This window comes from Bradyrhizobium ottawaense, from assembly GCF_900099825.1.
Lineage (GTDB): Bacteria > Pseudomonadota > Alphaproteobacteria > Rhizobiales > Xanthobacteraceae > Bradyrhizobium > Bradyrhizobium ottawaense_A.
The window spans coordinates 6,288,208-6,310,037 of the sequence record NZ_LT629693.1; the positions used below are offsets into that span (position 1 = coordinate 6,288,208).

Below are 21,830 nucleotides of genomic sequence, written 5' to 3' on the forward strand. Positions count from 1 at the left end.
CATGATGACTCATTCGATCGCTTGCCGCGCGTTTGGCACATTCGCGGTTTTGGCCGCCGTTATGTTTTTGTCTTTGGGATCACCGACTTCCGCCAAGGCGGATGTCGTATGGAGCATCAACGCTTCTTTTGAAGATGGCGGCAGCCTCTCAGGCAATTTTACGATCAATGTGTATGGGTACCTTTCCGACTGGGACCTCACGACACAGACCATCGGTCCGTTTGGCGGATTCGAGTACAAACCCGGAAATAGCTACATTTCTAATGGAGCATTCTATGCCGACTTTCAGCCCGGTTATGTGAGAGATTTACACCTGGCTTTCACAACCGATTTGGGCGTGGCGTCAGCGGACAATCCAATCGTTGGTGGGTCGCCAGGTCCTTCCTACGAATGTGTGGGATCCTATAGCTGTTACGTTCCGCTGGGCGGTACGACACGTTACCTCACCGAAGGCGTAGCTGTTGCGGCAGTTCCTGAACCCTCGACTTGGACGATGCTGATCCTCGGTTTCTTCGGAATCGGCTTCATGGCATATCGGCGGAAGTTGTCAGCGTCGGGTCTACGCCTCGCGTGACCTGATCTTCAGTTTTAGAAAGCCGCCTTCGGGCGGCTTTTTTTGTGACCTAACAAGACGACCATTGCGCGCCAAGCGATCTGGGCAATGGCAATCTCGAGAGCGTCTCGTTCACGGGTTTCCGCAATCCTTGGACAACGCCGAGGGACAAATCGTCGTGTTCTGCGACGATACCCAAACGACGTTTACGTCGCGGGCGGCCAGCATCCTGCGCGCACCTGTTCCTTGGTAAAAGGGACGGGTTCGGTAACCCGATTTCCGGGAGCAACTTCCTGATTGCTACTCCTCGATTGACTCTGGCTGGTTAAGTGCGTTATTAACGTTAGATTAAGCGTAGCGTCCCTTAAATAAGGAGATTGAATTGCGGCTTTCATCACTAATTCGCGGGTTTGCTGCTCTGGGCTTTCTAACCGCAGTATGCGCCGCGACCGGTGCGCAAGCCTCGGTGACCCTCTTCAATACGGGCGTGGACGGCCCAAATACTGGGGCTATCGATCCAAATTATTCTCTCGTGGGTGGGGGATCCGCGGTTACCTATTATAATCCCGCATACATCGCGGACACTTCGACATCCCGATGGGTGTCGTACAGCGTCGACGGATATCCCGGCAACAGCACGGTTGAATTCGTAACATCGTTCACGGCCGACAGCATCGCTCTGGTCAGTGGACTTTGGGGAGCCGACAATTTCGGAAAGATTTTGGTGAACGGGGTCCAGGTTGCGGAGCTCGACGGCACCGTCTACGAAAATTTCAACCAACTTCACCCGTTCTCCTTTAGCCCGCATCTTGGACTAAATACGCTTGTCGTGCAGCTGACGGATACTGGTCCGCCCACCGCGTTCCGGATCGATGGTTTTGCCGGTGCAGTTCCGGAAGCGTCTACCTGGGCGATGATGATCCTCGGTTTCTTCGGAATCGGCTTCGTTGCCTATCGGCGGAAAATCATCGGCATCGGGGCTGCGTCTGGCCTAGCAGTCAATATTGGCTTGTCTTAAATTAACTTGGTAGGATCGGATTTAATTATGCGCCCTAATTTGCTTGCCGTAACTGCTGTTGGATTCTCTCTTTTTGCGGTCAGCGCTCAGGCGTCTCCTTTTACAAACGGAAGTTTCGAAACTGGCTCGGCTCCCGGATCATTCATTACGCTGGATGGTGGCGATGCGACGTCGATCACTGGGTGGACTGTGGGCGGCGGCTCGAATGCCGTTGATTATATCGGAAGCTATTGGAAAGCATCCGATGGGACCAGAAGCCTCGATCTCAATGGCCTAGTGCCAGGATCTATTTCGCAAACTTTCGATGTGATCTCGGGGCAGACCTATCGGGTAAGCTTCGATCTGGCCGGCAATCCTGCCGGCGGGCCGCAATTTAAGACGCTCGATAGCACCGCGAATTTGACGCTATATTCGCCGCCGCCGTTTGACGTGAATGGCAATAGCCTGTCGAATATGGGTTGGCTAAATTACTCGTTCTTATTCACTGCAACCAGCAGCAGCGAAACTTTGACCTTTACCAGCACCACGAGCGGTTATTCAGGGAATAGTTCCTATCCAACCGCCTTTGGGCCGGCTTTGGACAATGTAAGTGTGACTGCCGTTCCCGAGCCTTCTACTTGGGCGATGATGATCCTTGGTTTCTTTGGGATCGGCTTCGTTGCCTATCGGCGGAAATCATCGGCATCGGGAATGCGCCTCGCTTGAGCTGATGCGCACAAAAAAAGAAACCGCCTTCGGGCGGTTTTTTTGCATCACTTTCAGTGCAACTTTCAAATGGCCGTTTCGAGCTCTTGACGACTCGGTGTCGTCGCGACAATATGATACATGCATTAACTATGACTACTATATAGCGACAGTTACAAGTTATTTAATTTGGGGACGATCTTGAAAATCAATCGGTTATTGGCTTGCGCTGCATTCTTAGGCTTGATGACTGCGACTGCACAAGCTTCATCGCTCATTAGCAACGGTAGCTTTGAGGCCGGCTCGTTTGACGGAGCGAGCTTTGACACAATTCATGCTGGAAACCCCGCGATCTCGGGCTGGACGGTCGGTGGCGATAGCGTCGACTGGATCGGTTCATACTGGCAGCCGCAGGACGGAAACCGCAGCATTGATCTGGCTGGTAACGCCCCTGGGACTATCTCTCAGTCATTCGCGACGGCCTTGGGTCAGACTTATCTCGTTCAATACTGGATGGCTGGTAATCCGGACGGAGCGCCTACGGTCAAGAACCTCAACGCCGATGTCATCGTCGATGTCTCCGCAGCCTCGTTCAATGACACGGGCTTTACCAAGTCGAATATGGGTTGGACTTTGAAATCCTTCTCCTTCGTGGCCAACGGCACAACGTCGACGCTTACCTTTGTCGACACCGATACCGGTCCATACGGACCTGCCCTTGATAACGTCAGTGTGACCGCAGTTCCCGAAGCCTCTACCTGGGCGATGATGATCCTCGGCTTCTTGGGGATTGGTTTCATGGCGTATCGGCGGAAGTCATCGGCGTCGGTTTTACGCTTCGCCTGAAGTTGACCGGCGAACGATCGTTTTTCGAATTCTCGTGGCTAATATCCTTGCTGCCTTTCGACGATATCTTCTTGTGAAGGAAAGCGAAAGCGGTTCTGCCAGACGTTTTAATTTGCAACTAAGATAACCAGATTAATTCTGTAAGTTCAGGGGCTGGCGAGAATGTTCGTACTGCAAGTCAAACGGCTATTGTTGGCGTGCGCACTCATTTCCGGTGCTGCGGGCTTCTCCGCCACTGCGGCACAAGCCGTTATTGTTGACGCCTATATGAACAGCAGTTCAGGCGGCACCGGCGATCTTACCGGCGTGTTTTTGACGGCGGGCCAAAGCTTTACGGTAACGGTCGATCCCGGTGATCTTTGGAGCGCCGGCGCGTTACCGCGCTGGTCCAATGCTGACGGTTTGACCGGCAATCGATACGCAACAGGCTCCGACGACAGCGGCCAGTTGGCGGGAACACTAATCGGAATAGATTTCGGATTGTGGACTCAGGATGGACTCAGCCTTCCTTATGGTACCTTGGTCGGCAAGATTGGCGCCGGCAATTTTTTTGGAATAGGTACCTCATTTTCTGGCTTGGCCAACGCAACAGGTGAACTCAAGCTATATTATTGGGACTCCAACTATGGAGACAACACGCAGTTCGTAAGTGCGGAAATAAGCGCAGTTCCCGAAGCGTCGACTTGGGCGATGATGATCCTTGGCTTCTTCGGAGTCGGCTTGATCGCGTATAGGCGAAAATTATCGGCGTCGGCGTTACGCCTCGCCTGACCCGATCTTCAGAATTTAAAAGCCGCCCTGGCTTAATGAGGCAATCGTTCACAATTGACCTGCCGCCACTTTTCTGCGTTAATGAGTTAAGAATTGGTTAAATGGAGGATGGAATGCGGCATTTTATAATAAAGTCGATTGCAGCTGTTATCGCCTTGGGAGCCACCATCGCGAGCGCGAATGCCAATACCATCGATTGGACGCACTGGACCACCGTTAACTCGGGAACAGCAGGCGGCGTTGGAATCACATTCTCAACTGGCGGCGTAGCTGATCTCTATCCAGGTTCCTATCCATCTTGGACTCCCGCGGCAACTTGGGCAGATGGCACAGTCATTAGCAATGCCCCTGACCCGGCCGGTCACATTATCCAGCTTTTTGGGGGATCGGACGCGACCAATACAATCACCTTCGCGACGGCTGTGACCAATCCGGTGTTTGCGATCTGGAGTTTGGGTCAAGGTGGTATCGACGCGAAATTTGACTTCAATCAGCCCGCCGTTCTTCTCGCTGGCGGTGTAAGTGCTGAATACGGCGGCAACCCGATTGTCGTTGCATCGAATGTCGTTTCCGGGGTCGAAGGCAACGGAAGCATCGAATTTTTGGGCACCTTTAATTCAATCTCTTGGACCAATCCGGTGTTTGAGAATTGGTATGGCTTCACTGTCGGCGTATCGGCCGTTCCCGAAGCGTCGACTTGGATGATGATGATTTTGGGCTTTGCGGCAGTTGGTTTTGTAACTTATCGCCGTCGCAGCGGCGCAATGCTCGCGGTCTGATCGTATCATCGTTCCAAAGCGAAAGGCCGCCGCGAGGCGGCTTTTTTATGCGCGTTTCGTGTAAATTAAAATTCTTTGGCTGACAGACTGACGTTGCCCCCAAATCCAGTTCTGAGTTCGCCCTGGCCGCTTGATTTACCCTGTTGGGCTGCGGGAGCGACAGGAGCTGGCGCGGACCCCTTGGCGTAGCGCAGCGCAAGATCCCGGCGCGGGTGGCAGGTCATGGCGAACTCGGATGCACGTCAACAAGGTTCATCACCACCATCAACCGTGTTACCGAAGACCTTGGCGAAGACGAAGACTGGCTGCGCGATGTCGCCAATGAAATGGAGATCGAAGACGGCGCCATCTGGGTCTATGGCGTCGGAGAACATGGGAGCCAAGCCTTCACCGACTTCGGAATCGAAAGCCTGATCGAACTCGTCCGGATGTATAAGGAAAGTCCGAAGCTGCTGAAGCGCTGTCCGCCAGAATAATCGATGGTCCTGCGGCCTACACCGGATGCGTACTCATCCGGTGCGTGTGCACCAGGACAATGGTCCCAGCTTAACCCGCTGGCCGCTGCGCTTCGCTCGCTGTGATACGTCCAAACCTAGACTAAGGCGAGAAATACCCCCGTCGGCTTCCCGCGAGCGTCGCGCGAAGAATTAAATGGCGCCGGCCCATTTAAAATTTAACTTGACTCCGCTATTTATTAAATTAAAATGGTATAATAGTTTTTTAGTGGAGGGTATTATGAAGCGAACTGCTTTGGCGAGCTGTGTGCTTGGCCCTATCGTTGCTATGTCCATATCTTCCGTAGCGAGTGCGACGGTCTACACCACAGACAGCAATATTAACGATTTTATTTCCCCGGGAATGCAGATCGCTACGTTCACGCAATTCGGTTCCGTACAATTTGGCTACGGGGACAAGGGTCCTCCGAGCTATACGCCGCAGGTCACTGATATCCAAAACGGCTATCGAGTAATCGGCGATGGAAACACGACGATGATTATCGCCGCGTTTTCCGCGCCAGTATCCAGCATCCGGGTATTCAATAACGAGGACCACCTCGGCGCCCCCTATGACGGATATCAGTACACAGTGTGGGGCTACAACAGTAACTCAGCGCCTGTCCTGCTCTATAATCCGACTGCGGTCAGCGGTTCCGGCGAGCCATTCTTTCTTTCCGCTAATGCCGGTTCGACAGATCCAACCCGAGTGAATGTCGTCCAGACGCCCGGGGCCGGTCCTGCCGGCGTAGTGGACTACATCACTGACTTTACATTCTCCCAAGCGTACCAGTATTACGCATTTGGGGCGAGCGATGTCGCCGTGGCGAGCGGCAACAACGATCAGGAACTAACCGCCGTAGCTGCGATACCCGAGCCGTCCACATGGGCAATGATGATCCTTGGCTTTTTCGGGGTTGGCTTCTTGGCCTACCGCCGCAAGTCGACGACATCGGGTCTGCGGCTTGCCTGATCAGAAGTCCACGGGTTCAAAAAGCCGCCTTCGGGCGGCTTTTTCTTTTCCATATGTGGGTGAGAAAGGCAGGAAGTCGGGCTGGTTTGAGATTGAAAGCAAACCTGACGTCGCGAGGAGATTATTGTACGATTAGCGGCCCGTTTGATGACGCTCGCGGGGCCGACGGAAGAGTTCGGGTGTCGATCCGAGGGGCTGCATGGGCCGAACGAAACTCCTTCTGGCGATCGCGCTGACGGCGTCCGTGAGCGCTTTAAACGTCGCTGTCTCCGCTGAGACCGGCCGCATCAAGCGCAACCCTCCAGACGCCGCTGAGGCCGAGCGCATTGCCTCGGATATCGCCATGAACGACGGTTTGCTCCGAAAGGGCGATATCGTCGTCACTGACCGTGGGTTCTTCGTTTTTCGCGGTGTAGCCGCCGATGGCTATACGTTTGAGTTTTCCCCGGTGCCTAATCCCGTCTCTGTTCCAAAATCCATCCGCTAGGCCGTTGCGGAGCCGGCGACTTGGGTTGACTGTAGCGCGACAATCTGGATGGGAACACAGCGACAATCAGGATGGCCATTTCGGCGGTCGCGGCGGGAGGATGATTGTCGCGGCGCGACGATAACGCAAGCGATATTTGCGTGACCGGAGAGTTTGATTGTCGTGGAGCGACACTCAGGATGAGGTTTTGATTGTCGCGCGCGTTGGTGGGCGCCCGGCTCCACGGGCCTTGTCGACAGCTTCTTTCCGGCGATAGCTGTCGACATTCATTTCGAGGATTGTGGCGTGATGGACGAGGCGGTCGATTGCCGCGAGCGTCATGGCTTGATCCGGGAAGATTTTACCCCATTCGCCGAATGGCTGATTGGCGGTGATGAGCATTGATCGTCGTTCGTAGCGGGCGCTGATAAGCTCGAACAGAACGCTGGTCTCGGCCTGATCCTTGGTGACATAGGCGAGATCGTCGAGGATGAGCAGATGATATTTGTCGAGTTTCGCGATCGCCGCTTCGAGCACGAGATCGCGGCGCGCGATCTGGAGTTTTTGCACGAGGTCGGTGGTTCTGGTGAACAACACACGCCAGCCTTTTTCGATCAGGGCCATGCCGAGTGCCGCAGCCAGATGCGAGTTGCCGCCGCCAGGCGGACCAAAACACAAGAGATTGGCGCCCTTTTCGAGCCAGGCGTCGCCGGCGGCGAGCGCCTGCACCTGCGCCTTTGAGACCATCGGCACGGCATCGAAGTCGAACGCATCGAGGGTCTTTCCTGGCGGCAGGCGGGCTTCTTCCAGGTGACGTTCGAAGCGGCGCCGGCTTCGCTCCACCATCTCCTGTTCGGCGAGGGCGGCCAGGAAGCGTGCGGCGGGCCAGCCTTCCTTGTCGGCGGTCTCGGCCAAGGCGGCCCAGATCAGCTTGATACCGGGCAAGCGCAGCTCGCTGAGCAGCAGCTCGACACGGGCGGCGTCGATCTTGACGGTCGCGTTCATGCGGCTTCTCCCACGGTCGCGGCGATCTGGTCGTAGATGGCGAGCGAGGGCAGCGTAACGACGACGATCGGCAATGCCATGCCCTTCGGACGGAAGCGTTCGATCAGCGCCTTGAGATCCGGCAGAACGCCGTCGTCGAGAGTGGTTTGCAGCACAATACCGAGTTCCGCGTCGCAGGCACGTTCGTGTGCGAGCGCCAGAAGCCCGACCATGGCGCGGCAGGCTGGTCTTTCGCCGATTCCGGCGAGCAAGGCGTCGAACGCAAGGGCGTAGGCGCGGCGTGGGAAGAGCTGCTCGCGATAGACCAGATTAAGCAGCGCCATCGGTTTGCGGCGCAGGGAGTGGATGACATGGCGATAGTCGATGACATGGCCATGCTTGCCGTTTGGCTGCGCTCGCCCGCGCCGCAAGGTAATGATGTGCGTGGCTCCCTGGAAGCATTCGAGCCGGTCGTCATAAAGACGCACGCGCAGTCGGTGACCGATCAGGCGGGATGGGACCGAGTAAAATACCTTGCGCAACGTGAAGGCGCTGGATGTTGTGACGTCGACATTGACCTCCTCATAATCGGCGGTCTTGCGGACCGGCAGTTTCTTCAGCGCCATCCGCTCCTGATCGATGCGCTTGGCATTGCGCGCGTTGCCGCGGCCAACGATCTCGTCGACAAAACCCCGCCAGGCCGGAAGATCGTCGAAGTCGCGCGAGGCACGCAGCAGCAGGGCATCTGCCAGCGCTCTTTTGAGATGGCCATGCGCGCTTTCGATCGAGCCGTTCTCATGCGACACGCCGGCATTGTTGCGGGTCGGCGTCATGCCGTAATGGCCGCAGAACGCCTCGTAGCGTGTCGTCAAATCCTCTTTGGCGTCGGCGCCGAGATTGCGGAACGCGGCCGAGAGGCTGTCGCTTCGGTGCTGCTCGGGAACCCCGCCCAGCGACCACAGGGCGTTTTGCAACCCTTCCGCCAGTGCGACAAAACTTTCGCCGCCGAGCACGACGTGGGCGTGTTCGAAGCCGGAGAAGGGCAGACGGAAGTGATAGAGCCGGCAGTCAAGCAACTGGCCAGCAACGGTGACGCCGAGATCGGCGACCTCGGTGAAGTCCGACAACCCCATGCGGCCCGGCGGATGTTCCTGGCGGAAGATCACCTCCCGATCCGGGCCGTTCACTGCTCGCCACGCCCTGATCCGCCGTTCAAGCGTCCGCCGCGTCCCGGAGCCCAGTTCCGGATGCCGACGGCATAGTTCCTCGAACACGGCGATCGGCCGTAATCCGGGAGCAGCCTTCAGCATCGGGAGGACTTCGTTCTCCCAGACGTCGACGAATGGATCGGCTCGGCGACGTTCGCGGGGCGCCTGTTTTTGGGTTGGAAGTCGGGGATCCTTCTCGAACCGGTAGGCGGCAGAGGTGCTGAATCCGGCCTTCGCAGCGGCAATGGCTGGCGAATGGTTGCGGCGCAAGTTCATGAAAAGCCTCATTTGTTGATCGGTGACGTGTCGGCCAGCCAAGGGAATTGGGGTCCTCTCGAAAGAGAAAACCGATCCTTGACCAGCCGCCGTTACCGCCAAATGAGGCCCTTCGGGCGTCAACGCCGCTGCTGGGGTAACTCCGGTCGGGCTACGCCCTCCCTTCGTCACCCCAGCAGCGGCGCATTCTCATCCTGATTGTCGCGGGATTCCCATCTTGATTGTCGCGCCGCAGGTTGACCTTGCTCGTCGGGTTTAATCCAGTTTGAAGTTCGTTCTAACATTGGTGCGGTCGACGGAAATTGGAGCGCCGCTTCGCAACGTTCACTCGATCTGTTCATAAACACGCCGGTATGAAGCTAAATGTAAAGGTTGCGTGCATTGATGCTCTGGATGCCGTGAAGGGAAAATCATCGCGTGTCTGTCCGCTAATCTGCGGGCACGGCTTTAGAGCTGATGGTGACCGATGTATCAAGATTGCGTGCCAACAAGGTTATGAGGTTGGCGACGATAACACTTGCGAAAAGATGGAAGTGAAAAAGTCTACGGCTAAGCGCGAAGAGCCTAAGCGAGGGCACCTTGGGAGAGCAAAGGAAGCTTTGCCGGCAAACCCTCAGCCATCTGGACAGTATGTTTGCAATCAGCAGGGTTGCCGAACTGTTCGAAGAGGATGTCGCCTTGAATATCACGTTGGGGCACAATCACTCGACGCAAATCGGTCCAGCAGCCTGCAAAGCGTTGAAGTTTGTAATTGATCTAAAATCATTTTCGTCAACGCGCAGAAGCGGCAATCGCAGCGAACCCGGGGAAGTCTGACCGGACTATTGCGGCTGAGATAGGAGTAAGCCCGACGACGGTTGGCAAGGCCCGCGGCAAACAACTGTCCACCGCTGGACAGTCGAAGCACGTCGGCAAGGATGGTAAGGCGCGCGAGGTGCCGGCAACGACGTGACGTCGGCCTGGGCGCTCAATCGATCGCCGAATCGGGCGATCCAGCAGGACGGCCAACGGAAAAGGCCCGGCGCAAGGCCGGGTCAGAAAGCGAAGTATCATCCTAGATTGGCATGTCGGTACTGTATTTTCAGCCCTGATTGTGTCGGTGCAAAAGGTAACACTGGAACTAAAAAAAGCAGGAAAAAGTGGCAATGACCGCCGTTATCGGTAACGGACAATGACACGATCACGCCCCTTAACGGCCTGAGCACCATCTCGCGGTCGTCGCCGGCAATGCGAGGGCGGCGCGGGTTAGTCGGGAAACACGCCCGGCATGGGGGCGAGGTTGTGCAACTAGTAGGGATTGTTGCATTGTGCCGACATGATCAAAAGTGCCGCCACCATCGTTGTGTTTGTCTGCTCAAAATGCGGGGCCGGATATCAAGCAAAACAGCAGCGATTTCCCGGCGGAAGCACTGGTAGCTACGAATGCTCGGTGTGCCGTTCTGAGGTGTATTTTTGGGAAGGTGATTTCCATTTTTTTGACTGGAAGCCCGTCGAGACGGGCTGACGCAAGTTTACGACGTACGACCGTAGGCGAACGAAATATGCCCAGAATGGCCCGCCGAATTTACGTCGGCGACCAGGCACAGCATTTTTTAACGACCTACGGCCTATGATCGATGCAATCGCGAAACCTCCCCGGCCGCCGCGGGGAGCGCATAGCCGGCGGGCGTTTCGCTTATTGAATTTCCTTCATGATGCAGCGAAGCAGTTCATGACAGAGCAACGCAAGGCAAATCGCGTCGTATTTGAGAAGGGATTTGCGGCCAACATGATGGCGATCGACGGTACTTGGCGCCGCCCCTGTACAATGTTGGACGCATCGGATACCGGCGCCAGACTTTCAATAGATGGCTCGATGGAAGGTCTTGCTTTGAAGGAGTTCTTTCTGGTGCTTTCCACTGTTGGAAAAGCTTATCGGCGCTGCGAACTCGCGTGGGTCAATGGCAATCAAGCCGGGGTCTATTTTATCAAAGCGGGCGCAAAGAAGAAAAAATCAGAATAGCGCGCGACTTAAACGATGTTTTGACACTTCGCGAGTATTCGGGGGAACGAGCGAGCCGTCGCTGGGGCCATCAGCGGCGGCTTTTTTTGTGCGCCGGTGCCGTATCGCGACGCATTTGTGAAGGCGCGATCGGCTAGGTGCTTGTTGATGCTTCGGTGAGAGTGGCGGGTCTGAGACCGACCTACCAAGCGCGAACCGTCGTTTAGTCCGATGGTGTCCTTTGTGCTTCCATCAACTTGCCGATCCGGCGTTCCGCACGAAAACGGATTCCTGAGGCGTCGACCTCAAGCTGTTTATTTTCGTCTGTCGGGGCATATGCGCGCATGGCCTCGAGATCGGTCTCAGATATCCTTTACGTCGTCGACCGTCTTGGCCTCGGCAACTGCGCGGCATGCAGCGTCGTATCGAAGCTCAAGGCCGTCACCGTGATTTGGAGAGCTCATTTCTGCGTGAAGGGCTTGAGCCTGATTATCGTGATCGGGGCGAGGACCGCCGGGTGGGTCTTCGGAAAAACGAAATCAGCGCCGATCGTTCTGGTCCGCCCCGATGATAGGCACTTTTTCAAGTGCTTCCCCCCCGGCGGTCATGCCCACGCCAGCTATTCCTGCGCAAAGCCGATCGTCATGCTGAGCGGCGCCAATGCGCCGGCGATCAGGCGTCGGTTTACGCCAGCCTTAGCTCCAGTTAGTCGAACCAGCGCTTTCCCTGATCGGGCTGTGCTGCGGACCATCGCGAAGCTTCATAAGGACATCATAAAATCGCCGAGCAAAGATCACTCGGCCACATCGTAAAGCCGCTTAAGTCGCTCGGTGATGAGGTCGCAAAATTCCTGCAGCTCAACTTTGTTGGGCAACGGACCGATCCTGGCGCCAAATGACAGCCATGAATTCCAGGGGTTGGACCCATAAACAGTAACGCTAATCCCGTGCGTCGGGCAGCCCGCCACTTTCCCCAAGTCAGCAAGAATCATCGCCGCTAGATCATCAGCGGCTTTCTTTTCTTTAACGGCGTGAGCCTGACCAAAGCTCGCGTATGGCGACGGATTTTCAGGTTGGCTGGACCGTTCGGGGCGCGGCTCAACTCGCTCGGTCACAACGTTGGCGGTTGGCGTGTCAGCAACTAACCCTTCGGGTTTTGGGGTTGCTTCCTGCGCTAGCCGCATCGCTAGTTCCAATAATTCTGGGTCGGTCACAGCGTTCCCATCGGTTATTAACCCCGGCCTCAATGCAGACCTATGACCGCGCAGCGTTCTTGATCAGGGTGAAAGCTGCATCCGTAAATTCCCCGTCGGCCAATATTTTATCGGCCCAGTAAAGAACAGGGAGGGCAATAGCGATGCTTCCCAAAAGCTTCATATTCGATGTGATTTCCGATAGTTGGCCGAGCGCGTTCCTGGACCGATCGAAAAACAAACACCTTCCTTCATCCTACTTAATGAAAAGTTGAACGCAATATCTGTTCACTTTTTAATTTGGGGGGTCCGCTCAGCCGTCGGCGGGTCTGGCATCGACGGATGCCAGGCGACTAATATGGTTACGAGGGGCGTTTCGGAGTTCGCGGACATTTCTTTAAAATGTCCTACCAAGGCCGTTCAATTCTAGGGCTGAGATTGGGTCAAAACCTTAAAATTTGAGGAGTATTAAAGGTCTTATTGAACTAAACGAGGTGGGAACTCAAATGGTCGAAGTATTTGCAATCGGGTGTTTCGTTGTCGTAGTCGCCGCACTCTCAGCGAGAATCTATGAGCGACGATTGGACGTTCTTTATGGCGGTTATGTTACACCGTCTTTTCGACAGCGTTGGTCTGCTATTGCTGGACTGGAAGAAGCATAATGCCCGTCTCTCAATTCTGTGAGTTCGGGGCAAAATACCATCCGATGGTAGATGCTGTCTGGTCTGTTCTTGAAGCTGCGAACGATCTCCGGGATACCGAGGTTGTTGAAGCATGTCGGCGGATTATCGACGCGAAGCTGCGCGGCGGTTCAGAAGCTCAATCCGATCTTTTTGTTGTGTCGAGCTTTTTCAGCTAGCATACTTAGTCCAGCCTCGAATGTACCGGGTACGCCCGCCGCTAAGGCGCAGTTGATCACTGGGCGGTTCTTCCTCGATCACAATGCGGACGCTGGTTCGCGCGCCCGGTTCTGCTGCCATTGTCGCGTTCGTAGCAACTATGGCCGGCACGAAGCCGGTTGGCTGTACGTAAGGGACGCCGTCGATGATATCGTGCGCGTCGCCCAACTCTCCAACACGATCCGAAGCTTCTAGTCGTCGAACTAGCACCGTCGCCGGACCGTCTCGACGACCTCTAACCGATCAGTCTGAGTACTGTGCTTATGAACGTCCATAAGGACTGTTACAGCGCAATCGACCTAACCCATGGCGATTCATAGCGAAGCGAATCAAGGAAAAACCGCCTACTTTTCGTCAAACGGCGACACTGGAACGGGGCCTATGCGTGTGCGCTTGATGCGCTTTATCTCCATAGGCAGCCCGTCAGACTGATACTCTAGTTCAAACTTGCTACCGTTCGAACTGGTTGCGCTACAAGAGATCGTGGACATTTGGCGCGTTATAAAGCTTCCGTTTTGTTTGCAGATACCGCCTGATGGCTCGATCAAGGGGACGGGTAGGCCATCGGCCTTCGGCCTGTCCTTGGATTTCAGCTGCATTCGATCGATCGGCAATTCGTATAATTCGCCTGCTCTGCGGCCGTTGTCGCCTGAGAACGTAATGGTGTGGCTATCGTCGACGGGGTCGTCTATTGCGACCGTATAGTTAGCGCGACCGTCCTCCGTCTGAAAGAATGCAACCGCCCTGCAATTGAAACTTTGCCCTGCGATCTTGAATGTTGTGCATTTTCCCGACATTAGCGCGAAAATTATGGCGTCGGGTTCTTGCGGGTTGGCTTCGTCCGCGACCAGCCTGTAGAGCGCAGACCTTACTCCATGAGAGGGCTGCCACATGGCATAACTACGAAATGGATCGGCGAGTGAGAGGGCCGCATAAATGGCCGTGGCAGCAGGTAACGTCTTCCAGCAGTAGTTCAATTTTGCAACCCACCCTGTAGACCACACTAATCCACGCCTGAACGGGCTTGTAATAGCCTTACTCGTTTAGGCGGCCAATCCGGTTTTCGTATTGCAAGGCGCTTGGCCACAGCGGAGGTCATCTGGGTACCGCGATAGCCTTTATGGCCCTGGGGGGATTCTTCAGCTTTGCGGGCTTCAGCCATTGTTGGCCAAACAACGACGTCTCTGTCCTTCCCCGATTACCGAAGATACGGCATCGACTCCGGGAGCAGGGCTCAGGCAAGCAAGAGTCGCTCAGCCTGGTCCGCCACGCTTTATGGCCCACAACGGTTTGTCATTCAAGAATTAACCCTCTCGATAAAATTGGCCTGAATTAAATCTGCTATAATTGACGAAATATTAAATTTTGGTTTAAAGGTGTGGAGAGATCTCTATTTTAACGCGGGGCAGAACTTGACGGGGCGCCGTCGTACCCGAATCGTCAACATGGACAATGATGCTTCTTGGCTTTGCCGGGATTGGATTCGAAGCCTTCCGTTGGAAATCAGAGCAAGCATGCCAGTGGGATCTTCGTCTCGCATCGATCACCGGCATTGATTGCTGAGAGAGGCGCTACAGCAATTTACCAGACGTCTATTTCGACCGTGGGCTTTGTTTCTTCTAGGGTGCAAGAGGTTACTATGTTTTGGCTCATGGCTTTTGTGATCACGAGTGTCGTGCTCGCTACAGTAATGTGGCGTTTCGAACGGCATTTGGAGAAGCTGAGCGGGCCCTGGATTCTGGAGTAGACGCGCCCTCGGCCAGGATTGAAATACACAAACGAAATCGAGCAGAAACTTGTTAGCACGCGTGCCTCCCTGGTCCGAACAGAAAACACAAGCCGTTTCACTAACGGGATTCAGTAAATGATCGAGTCAAGAACCAACGAGGTTAACGGTGATGTGGCAGAGATCATCGCGAACCTTGCGTCCAGCGGTATCGTCGCCGTCGTCGAGCTCATTACAATTTTGGTCGAAAGGCGGGCCGTCGATCCGAAGCACGCCCGTGATATTCTTTCGACGATGGCGAAGCATTCCAGTCTGCAGACGATGTTGCCAGCGATCGAGCGGAGAACCAGGTCATTTATGGTTCAGCCCAATCGCAAGGGGCCACGAAGGCGTTAACGGAGCCGCACTTCCTCCAATCGTTGTAGTTCAGATCGCATTGCGGAAGTACCCGGGCAGTAACAGCCGCTGGCGGACTGGATCTGAGCAAAACGAAGGACGGCACCAATCATTCGCCGAATTAATCCCTCACGGCTCGCCAGCTGTTTGGTCCCAGAGCCATCAGGACCGCGGTGCAACGTAACTAACCTGATCGATTAGAAGGGCATCTCACCGCGAGTTACGCCAGACGCGAGTCGACGTTCAAATCCAAGAATCGAAATCATCGAAATCGTTCTGGGCGGGGAAAACCGCAAGCCGGATAGCATCTTCGATTTCGCACAGGGCATCACACCGCTTACCTGGACCGAATCTCATCAGGACGCGAGGCTTGAACTGGAGAGAACGGTAAAGCGCTTGATGGAGCGCACAATCTGAGGCTTGGGCCGCGCAATCGGGATCGGTTGCGCGACTATTTCCCTGTCGCCAATGCCTCGCCGCTGGGCCGGAAAGCCGGTCCGGCTCTCGAAAAATAAGGGCCTACTGCTATAGAGATAAGCCTCAGATCCAACTATTTCCGTTTGGCAGGTTTAGTTCGTTCGGTCCGCGCCTCTTCATCCGGAAGAATAAGATCGACGTGACTAACGCCCAACGTGCTGGCGAGCTCAAATAGGGTTACGACCGTTGGGTTACGGTGGCCGCGTTCCAAATCGCTGATGTATTGTTGGGTGAAGCCGGACATTTCGGCGAACTTTTCCTGCGTGAAGCGTTTCTGCTTCCGCAGTCTTGCGAAATTCCGACCGACTAACTTGCGCATGTCCATCCGCGCAAATTGCGGCTTTACATACTATGAGGTTTATCCCCTATAATATGTATCTTGGTCCCTCGCTGGTCACCGGGTCGGACTGGCGCCTCAAGGGATTAGAATCGTTCACTGTTTGCCGGGGTATTCATGAAGAAGCCGGAGCTGGACCCGATCGTCGCGGATATTGCGCCCACCGATTCGGCGCTGACGCCCTATGATGAGCAGCATGTCGTGACCTACACGCGCCTTTTGCAGGCTGAGAGCGAGGGGGCCGACTGGCGAGAAGTTACACGAATAGTGTTACGTATCGATCCAGAGCGAGAACCCGACCGCGCGCACAATGCATACCTGACTCATCTTGCGCGCGCTAAGTGGGTTACAGAGCAGGGCCGTCTCTTCCGGGATGCTGGCTCGAAGTAGAAGAAATCTACCGACCCTATATCCATCGTCAGCACGATTTTCTTCGGCTGATTGGTGGTCATCCCGGAGCACCACGTGGTGCCAAAATAGGGGCTTCCTACAACCCAATCGATCAGAATTATTGCGCTGCAATCCTCGTTAGCTGTGTGAATGGGGCGGAAGCAATGCCTGAGTTCGACTGGCGGTCGCCGGAATCCTACAAGAGCCTGCAAAATGCTGACATCACCGACATTGCCTGGGAATGTCTTCGTCGCAACGTGGATTACCGACGCGACTACGAAGCGATGATCGCCAACAGTTGTGATGGCGAGGCAACCCCGGAATTCCGGAGGAGGTGGGGCATCTGCTTTCGCTCATGACCCGCAAGAGTCCTGTGGCAAGCAAGTTATCTTTTGGGCGCCAGAGGTTCTGCCGACTGTCGTTCCAGTTGCAGCAACCACGTCGCGCCTTAAGGGTGACACGCCTCAGCCACTGCTCGATCTTGCGGCCGGTCAGGTGCGGCGCGCCTCCGATGGATGGCACGCCATCCTTCGTGTGGGCACGCTTGAGCATCGTGTCTGGCTAAAAGAGCCGCCCGCTATCGGTACCAACTATGTGGCGGAGTTGCCGTTTGACAGCGATTTCGACGCACGCGCTTATGCTGCCCGAAGGCTTTGGCGCGCAATCAATGGGCGCCCTCCAGGACCTGCTTTTCACCAGCTATCCAAACAGAGACGCGAACGGCTCAGCGCCGCCATTCGCGCGCTCGATGCGCGCGGGGCTGGTAGCACTTATCGTGCGATCGCCGAGGTCTACTACGGCAAAAAGCGTATCCCGGATCGCGCCTGGAAAACGCACGATCTGCGCAATCGAACCATCCGTCTCGTGCAAGGCGGTCTCGCATTGATGCGCGGCGGCTATCGCGAACTTCTGCGCCCCAAGCGCAGAGACAAGTAGTGCCTCTTCGGGGATATCGAAAATCACCCCCCGATTATCGGCATCCCCCTGCGCGGGCCTGCTCCTCCATGATGACCGCACGCCCGCCGACACCACCGCCGGTACGCGTCGTCATCAAAGAGTTTTCAAATGCCCGATCCAATGGCCGGCTTACCGCCGCGATTCCTGCGCACGCCAGAGGCTGCACGACATCTGAGCCGTTTCGGCTGCACCCTTGAGAAGCACCGTGCGTACGGCACAGGACCGATCTATCGGAAGATCGGCGGTCGCGTCGTCTACGGGCTGGATGATCTGAAGGCTTGGGCTGATCTCGGCGCCAAGACATCGACCTCCGATCCAGGCAAGGCCAGCCATGGAAGCCGTACCGGCATAGGCTCAACGCATTGCACAGCCGTGCCGCCGGCCAGACGCACCGGTGCTTCGCGATGAACACGAACTCCATGTCGCTTCCCTCGCGAAGAAAGCTGCGGACTTTTTTTAGGATACCCGCTCAGCTAGCTGTTGACCTCGCGCCGGAGCTGCTCGATCTCCAGATCGACCTTCTGCCCATGGCCGGTGAACGAGTGAGCCCGGTCGAAACCGAACTCCTTCACCATTTGCGTAGAACGTTATCATGAACGTCCAGGTCCCACGAAGACCCGCGGTCCCTGATCAGCTTGACCGCCTCGACCTTGAACTCTCGACTGAATGTGCATCTCTGCAGGACCCGCCTCTGGCTTCATGAAACACCTGAACTTGGTGTCCATCGAACCGCCAGCAGCTCAATCAGCTGTCCACGCGCCCCCAAGCCCGATCAAAATCATAGCGAGCGTTACGCTTAAGTTACCCGGGCGAAGCAATTGATGCAGCGCGTTTAATCGCGTCTCGATTGAGGCTTTGGGCCGGTTTCGCCATCTAACGTCGTTTTGCCCAGTATCGGACCGGGTCTATCAGGTAACGCTCCAGCCAATTGTCGCCGGACAAAACGACCAAGATCATCCAACGGCAGACCTTGTTCGGATGACTTGCTTCGGATGTTGACCGATCGGGTAGGTCGAGCGACGATTTGCTTGGCTCTGGCTGCTGCTTCTGCCAGGCAAACCTGCTTTCGCAATTCGTGTACTTCCGACATGACTTTGGGAAGATTTAGATCCGTCCGCCCATACTGAAAATGACGTTTTTGAAGATTTACTTTCTGTCCCATTGCAACCCTCCAGCAGGACGAAACAGGTGCAGCCTACATGGAGGATGTCTTCTGCACAACGTTCGACATAAGTCGAAGACAAAGTGTTCCAAAAATGGAACCTCAGCGCAAAATCAGGATCGCTATGCTGCAGTTGTAAAGTTGATCGACCGCGACTTTGGATGGCTTCTGCGGCCAACTTAATCCGGTACCAACGATAGAAGACCATCATGAGATCGAAGGCTGGGGAGCCGCAGCCGCGAGAATCCGTTCAAGGTGGACGAAGTCACATCCGCTCGCTTGCGTATCCTAACTTTTCGCAACGCTCCATCAGCAGGGATCCTGGGGGAGGCGGATAAGCGGTGACATTCCTTTCGTTTCGAGCAGGCGGTGCGCGGTTTTCCCATGCGTTACGCACCTCTCTGTTAGCCGTCCGTAGCAGATTTATCCCACTCGCGCTTCCTTCCGACAGGCTGACCTCGGTGACGCTCCGCGGTCCTCCGCGCTCAAGCATTTTGGTCGGGCATAGTTGCTACGATCGCAAGGTCGCAGTCCCGAAGCGCCATGTCGTATTCGCCGGTGTGCCTGCGCTTTGTCAGCGCTTCGTTTTCGCGCGAGCCAGCCTCAGCGCACGACAGTTCCAGAATTAAGCGGCGGTCGCCCCATCAAGCTTAACACGCGAGTTCAATTGCGCTCGCGTCAAGTTGCAGGAAGTTAACTCGGCGACAGAGGTAGGGGCAAGCGGACAGACGATGGGCTCAAAATCGAAACAAAAATCGATGGACCGATCGACCGTGACTACGGCGTCAACACTGACATCACGAGTTAAGGAATTGAGGACGTTGCGAAAGCATGTCCGCGAGTTGGAGATATCGCGCGGTTTGAAGAGCCGCTCGACGAGACTGTCGAATGCCGTTCAAGGATAACGATTATGAATAAACGCGAACGGGGCGACATAATCTATTCAATTACTGCAAGCGCATTGGTCTTCGGATTTATCGTAATGAGGATTTTATCCCGTTAGCCACGAGTGACCCTTCGTCTCAGCTGATCAGCCCTGCAAGAAGTTCTTTTTGCGGCCGACGGGCGCGATGGGATCCTATGGTAGGCGCTCAATTGCGATGAGCGAGAAAACATGGTGCAGCAGGCGGCCTCATCGACGACGCATCGAAAAAGTCTTCTTGGTGCTTGCGCAAAAGCGGGATTAGTTGGCGTGCTCTGACAATCCAGATACGACTAGCTTTCAAGCCAACTCGATGCTGGGCGAGGGAAGGACCTGACGAGGCGGGCCATGGTCATCTTATTCCCGTTGATCGCCTTCTTCGTCTGCCGGCTCGCGCTTTTCGCCGCGCTGGAGTCTTTCGCGCATCCAAGGTCTTGTTGCTTTGGGCGCGGCGCCAGTCCTGCCGGTAAGGCGCTGCCCGGCTCGATGACTGGTATCGCAATTGGGCGGTCAATTTCGATAAGTCGCGCGCCGCCCGGTTTGACCCACCGGCGATTACTGGGGTGCCCGGGCCCCCGAACGTATCGAGAGCGATCTAGCCACGGTGAGAGCAGTCCATCAAGGCCTCCTTGACCCTGGCAACCGGCTTCCAGCCGGATGCCAGGGGATGGTTTCGTCGCGATCACTTTCAAAACAGTTGGGTTTTCCTTGCAGGATGCAGCAAGACCGAACTAGGCTGTCTTACGTGACTAAAGCGGGAGTGACGGCATTGGCGACTGGCATAGTAAAATGGTTCAATTCGACTAAGGGATACGGATTTATTCAACCAGACGGGGGCGGCAAGGATGTGTTCGTCCATATCTCCGCGGTCGAAAAGGCTGGCCTTAGCGGTCTCAATGAGGGTGCCAAGGTGAGTTACGAAGTCGTTTCGAATCGCGGCAAGGAAGCGGCTGAAAACCTTCGCGTCGGTTGAGGCCTGTCTGGCTTACACTTTCGGAGCCGACCTGTGATGCGGGTGATATCCGCTGAGCACGGGAGGATCGGCTGACGTGCCGGTCTGCGATCCATTAAGGCGGACCGCTTGATAGGGAGTTGCCTAAAACGCCGGTCCCGTCCGTTTGCATTTGCGGTTCCGCACCATGGCGGCATGAACTTGAAGCGCGACAGCCATTGCACCACAAAGCCCTATTGTTCGAGATGATGGCTGACTTTATCACATTCGTATGGACCGGTTATCATTCAACCGTCTTTTAGATCGACAATTTTGGCTGCGTTTAAAAAGATGTAATTGGATTTGGATGAGTAGAAATATTCGAAACTCGCAATCGACTTCAAACGATACTTCAGAATTAGACGGGTCTATTTTGCCGGCTCCTGGTGAAGCTGGCCTATGCGACCCGCTCGACATTGCAGATTTCTTGAATCGGGCCTTTCAGACGTCTGATCTTCAGATCATCCTGCAGGCGTTTAGCTCCGTGGTTAGAGCGCAAAATGTCCTCGCTTTGGCGGAGCTTACGGGATTGCGCCGCGAGGGCCTTTATCGAACATTTGATGGTGACAACGATCCGCGATTCGGCCGGGTCTTCCGGTTGCTCGCAGCAATGGACATTCAACTCATCGTCAAGGCGCTCCCACCAAAACCAAAGCCACCTCGTCCAAAACGCGGACCGCCGTTTCAGAAGAAATCTGGCGCCACTGTCAGGAAACGCGCGATATCCAGTTCGTCCATATTTGATCAGATGAAAGGGCGAACTCCGCGATGAATGCGACCGTTGAGGCGCCGGATTGGATCAGTGCCTTCGTTGTAACCATAGTTGCAACCAACTCGACCACACGCCCGTTGCGGGTGCTGGCACTTTTAAACGAATAAAAGACGCGACCCTTTCGTGATTGCACTGCCAGCGCCAGTCGTTGCTTCGGTCCAGCTTCCAAATTAGGCGTGAAGATCCGCATTGGTCGGGAGATGCCGTGACGCCGACGATGGTGCTGCGGGCGCTGAAGGCCGGCGCGTGACTGGCCCGTCTGGCGCGACGCGCGTGATGGTTGCGACGCGGCCGGTCGACGTCGCAAGGGGGCCGAGGGTCTGTGGTGCTGGTCCGCGAAATCATGGCGGCCGATCCGTTCTCGGGCACGATTTACGTGTCCCGTGCAAGTTGACCCTACGCTCAACAAAAAAGCCGCCCGAAGACGGCTTGATCGCTGTTTGATCGGCACCTAACCGAATGCGGTATTGCGTCGGCGGTAAGTCATAAAGCCTACGCCAGCGAAGCCAAGGATCATCATCGCCCAAGTTGAAGGTTCGGGGACCGCGCCCACTCCGACGCTTGAGTAATCGTGAC

General features: G+C 55.6%; 22 protein-coding genes and 5 pseudogenes. 20 read left to right on the forward strand and 7 right to left on the reverse strand.

Annotated elements, in window-relative coordinates; translation table 11 throughout:
• Positions 1-448 precede the first annotated feature (448 nt).
• The 9 genes and pseudogenes from BLR13_RS42740 to BLR13_RS29445 form a co-directional block, all read left to right on the forward strand.
• Positions 449-574, forward strand: a pseudogene (locus tag BLR13_RS42740) (PEPxxWA-CTERM sorting domain-containing protein); the annotation flags it as partial.
• 862 nt (positions 575-1,436) lie between these two features.
• Positions 1,437-1,571, forward strand: a pseudogene (locus tag BLR13_RS42745) (PEP-CTERM sorting domain-containing protein); the annotation flags it as partial.
• Between the two features lie 27 nt (positions 1,572-1,598).
• The gene (locus tag BLR13_RS29415; RefSeq protein ID WP_074816578.1) at positions 1,599-2,276 is read left to right on the forward strand and encodes a choice-of-anchor C family PEP-CTERM protein; all 678 of its coding nucleotides are present in this window, start codon (positions 1,599-1,601) and stop codon (positions 2,274-2,276) included.
• A gap of 180 nt (positions 2,277-2,456) precedes the next feature.
• Positions 2,457-3,101 carry a choice-of-anchor C family protein gene (locus BLR13_RS29420; protein ID WP_143039607.1) on the forward strand — a complete coding sequence of 215 codons (645 nt, stop codon included), beginning with the start codon at positions 2,457-2,459 and terminating at the stop codon, positions 3,099-3,101.
• Between the two features lie 660 nt (positions 3,102-3,761).
• Positions 3,762-3,872, forward strand: a pseudogene (locus BLR13_RS42750) (PEP-CTERM sorting domain-containing protein); the annotation flags it as partial.
• 113 nt (positions 3,873-3,985) lie between these two features.
• Positions 3,986-4,651, forward strand: a complete 666-nt coding sequence (locus BLR13_RS40635) for a PEP-CTERM sorting domain-containing protein (protein ID WP_143039606.1) — start codon at positions 3,986-3,988, stop codon at positions 4,649-4,651.
• A gap of 212 nt (positions 4,652-4,863) precedes the next feature.
• The gene (locus tag BLR13_RS29435) at positions 4,864-5,127 is read left to right on the forward strand and encodes a hypothetical protein (protein ID WP_349532566.1); all 264 of its coding nucleotides are present in this window, start codon (positions 4,864-4,866) and stop codon (positions 5,125-5,127) included.
• A 175-nt stretch (positions 5,128-5,302) separates the two neighbouring features.
• On the forward strand, positions 5,303-6,118 hold the full coding sequence (locus BLR13_RS41415; protein ID WP_074816571.1) for a PEPxxWA-CTERM sorting domain-containing protein: 816 nt from the start codon (positions 5,303-5,305) through the stop codon (positions 6,116-6,118).
• 199 nt (positions 6,119-6,317) lie between these two features.
• A complete protein-coding gene (locus BLR13_RS29445) occupies positions 6,318-6,605 on the forward strand; it encodes a hypothetical protein (protein WP_074816568.1) in 288 nt (95 codons plus the stop codon).
• A gap of 174 nt (positions 6,606-6,779) precedes the next feature.
• Here the strand turns inward: BLR13_RS29445 and istB are convergent, their stop codons facing one another.
• Together istB and istA are read right to left on the reverse strand one after the other, a co-directional pair.
• Positions 6,780-7,589, reverse strand: coding sequence for an IS21-like element helper ATPase IstB (gene istB, locus BLR13_RS29450; protein ID WP_074816565.1), 810 nt, complete (start codon positions 7,587-7,589; stop codon positions 6,780-6,782).
• Positions 7,586-9,094: an IS21 family transposase gene (gene istA, locus BLR13_RS29455; protein ID WP_074816562.1), complete on the reverse strand. Its 1,509-nt coding sequence runs from the start codon at positions 9,092-9,094 to the stop codon at positions 7,586-7,588. The genes istB and istA overlap by 4 nt, the downstream gene beginning before the upstream one ends.
• Positions 9,095-10,367: 1,273 nt before the next feature.
• On the opposite strand from istA, the gene BLR13_RS41170 reads away from it, so the two are divergent.
• The 3 genes from BLR13_RS41170 to BLR13_RS29465 all read left to right on the forward strand — a co-directional run bounded on the left by BLR13_RS41170 (position 10,368) and on the right by BLR13_RS29465 (position 11,845).
• The gene (locus tag BLR13_RS41170) at positions 10,368-10,556 is read left to right on the forward strand and encodes a hypothetical protein (protein WP_074816556.1); all 189 of its coding nucleotides are present in this window, start codon (positions 10,368-10,370) and stop codon (positions 10,554-10,556) included.
• 207 nt (positions 10,557-10,763) lie between these two features.
• Entirely contained in the window at positions 10,764-11,054 is a 291-nt protein-coding gene (locus tag BLR13_RS29460; protein ID WP_074830971.1) for a pilus assembly protein PilZ, read from the forward strand.
• A gap of 323 nt (positions 11,055-11,377) precedes the next feature.
• A complete protein-coding gene (locus BLR13_RS29465; RefSeq protein WP_074816553.1) occupies positions 11,378-11,845 on the forward strand; it encodes a hypothetical protein in 468 nt (155 codons plus the stop codon).
• Here the strand turns inward: BLR13_RS29465 and BLR13_RS29470 are convergent.
• Positions 11,827-12,246: a hypothetical protein gene (locus BLR13_RS29470; RefSeq protein WP_143039605.1), complete on the reverse strand. Its 420-nt coding sequence runs from the start codon at positions 12,244-12,246 to the stop codon at positions 11,827-11,829. The two genes, BLR13_RS29465 and BLR13_RS29470, sit on opposite strands and share 19 nt — an antisense overlap.
• Before the next feature lie 640 nt (positions 12,247-12,886).
• Between BLR13_RS29470 and BLR13_RS40645 the strand changes: the two genes are divergently transcribed.
• Positions 12,887-13,084: a hypothetical protein gene (locus BLR13_RS40645; protein WP_143039604.1), complete on the forward strand. Its 198-nt coding sequence runs from the start codon at positions 12,887-12,889 to the stop codon at positions 13,082-13,084.
• A 1,904-nt stretch (positions 13,085-14,988) separates the two neighbouring features.
• Positions 14,989-15,246: a hypothetical protein gene (locus tag BLR13_RS29485; RefSeq protein ID WP_074816542.1), complete on the forward strand. Its 258-nt coding sequence runs from the start codon at positions 14,989-14,991 to the stop codon at positions 15,244-15,246.
• A gap of 550 nt (positions 15,247-15,796) precedes the next feature.
• Here BLR13_RS29485 and BLR13_RS29490 read toward each other — a convergent pair.
• Positions 15,797-16,042 carry a helix-turn-helix domain-containing protein gene (locus tag BLR13_RS29490; RefSeq protein ID WP_244524961.1) on the reverse strand — a complete coding sequence of 82 codons (246 nt, stop codon included), beginning with the start codon at positions 16,040-16,042 and terminating at the stop codon, positions 15,797-15,799.
• A 135-nt stretch (positions 16,043-16,177) separates the two neighbouring features.
• Between BLR13_RS29490 and BLR13_RS29495 the strand changes: the two genes are divergently transcribed.
• From BLR13_RS29495 to BLR13_RS29510, 4 genes are all read left to right on the forward strand, one after another.
• The gene (locus BLR13_RS29495; RefSeq protein ID WP_074816536.1) at positions 16,178-16,450 is read left to right on the forward strand and encodes a DUF2285 domain-containing protein; all 273 of its coding nucleotides are present in this window, start codon (positions 16,178-16,180) and stop codon (positions 16,448-16,450) included.
• Positions 16,451-16,614: 164 nt separating this feature from the next.
• Positions 16,615-16,809, forward strand: coding sequence for a transcriptional regulator domain-containing protein (locus BLR13_RS29500; protein ID WP_074816532.1), 195 nt, complete (start codon positions 16,615-16,617; stop codon positions 16,807-16,809).
• 136 nt (positions 16,810-16,945) lie between these two features.
• Positions 16,946-17,386, forward strand: a complete 441-nt coding sequence (locus BLR13_RS29505; RefSeq protein WP_244524962.1) for a DUF2285 domain-containing protein — start codon at positions 16,946-16,948, stop codon at positions 17,384-17,386.
• A gap of 129 nt (positions 17,387-17,515) precedes the next feature.
• Positions 17,516-17,815, forward strand: a complete 300-nt coding sequence (locus BLR13_RS29510; protein WP_074816529.1) for a helix-turn-helix transcriptional regulator — start codon at positions 17,516-17,518, stop codon at positions 17,813-17,815.
• Here BLR13_RS29510 and BLR13_RS41990 read toward each other — a convergent pair.
• Positions 17,733-18,089 (reverse strand): annotated as a pseudogene (locus tag BLR13_RS41990) (transposase); the annotation flags it as partial. The gene BLR13_RS29510 and the pseudogene BLR13_RS41990 sit on opposite strands and share 83 nt — an antisense overlap.
• A gap of 150 nt (positions 18,090-18,239) precedes the next feature.
• Positions 18,240-18,569, reverse strand: a complete 330-nt coding sequence (locus BLR13_RS40650) for a hypothetical protein (protein ID WP_143039603.1) — start codon at positions 18,567-18,569, stop codon at positions 18,240-18,242.
• Positions 18,570-20,260: 1,691 nt separating this feature from the next.
• Between BLR13_RS40650 and BLR13_RS29515 the strand changes: the two genes are divergently transcribed.
• Positions 20,261-20,464 carry a cold-shock protein gene (locus BLR13_RS29515; RefSeq protein WP_074830967.1) on the forward strand — a complete coding sequence of 68 codons (204 nt, stop codon included), beginning with the start codon at positions 20,261-20,263 and terminating at the stop codon, positions 20,462-20,464.
• 325 nt (positions 20,465-20,789) lie between these two features.
• Positions 20,790-21,254 carry an addiction module antidote protein gene (locus tag BLR13_RS40655; protein WP_157793738.1) on the forward strand — a complete coding sequence of 155 codons (465 nt, stop codon included), beginning with the start codon at positions 20,790-20,792 and terminating at the stop codon, positions 21,252-21,254.
• 451 nt (positions 21,255-21,705) lie between these two features.
• On the opposite strand, the pseudogene BLR13_RS42755 reads toward BLR13_RS40655, so the two are convergent.
• A pseudogene (locus tag BLR13_RS42755) lies at positions 21,706-21,801 on the reverse strand (PEPxxWA-CTERM sorting domain-containing protein); the annotation flags it as partial.
• Positions 21,802-21,830: the final 29 nt, after the last annotated feature.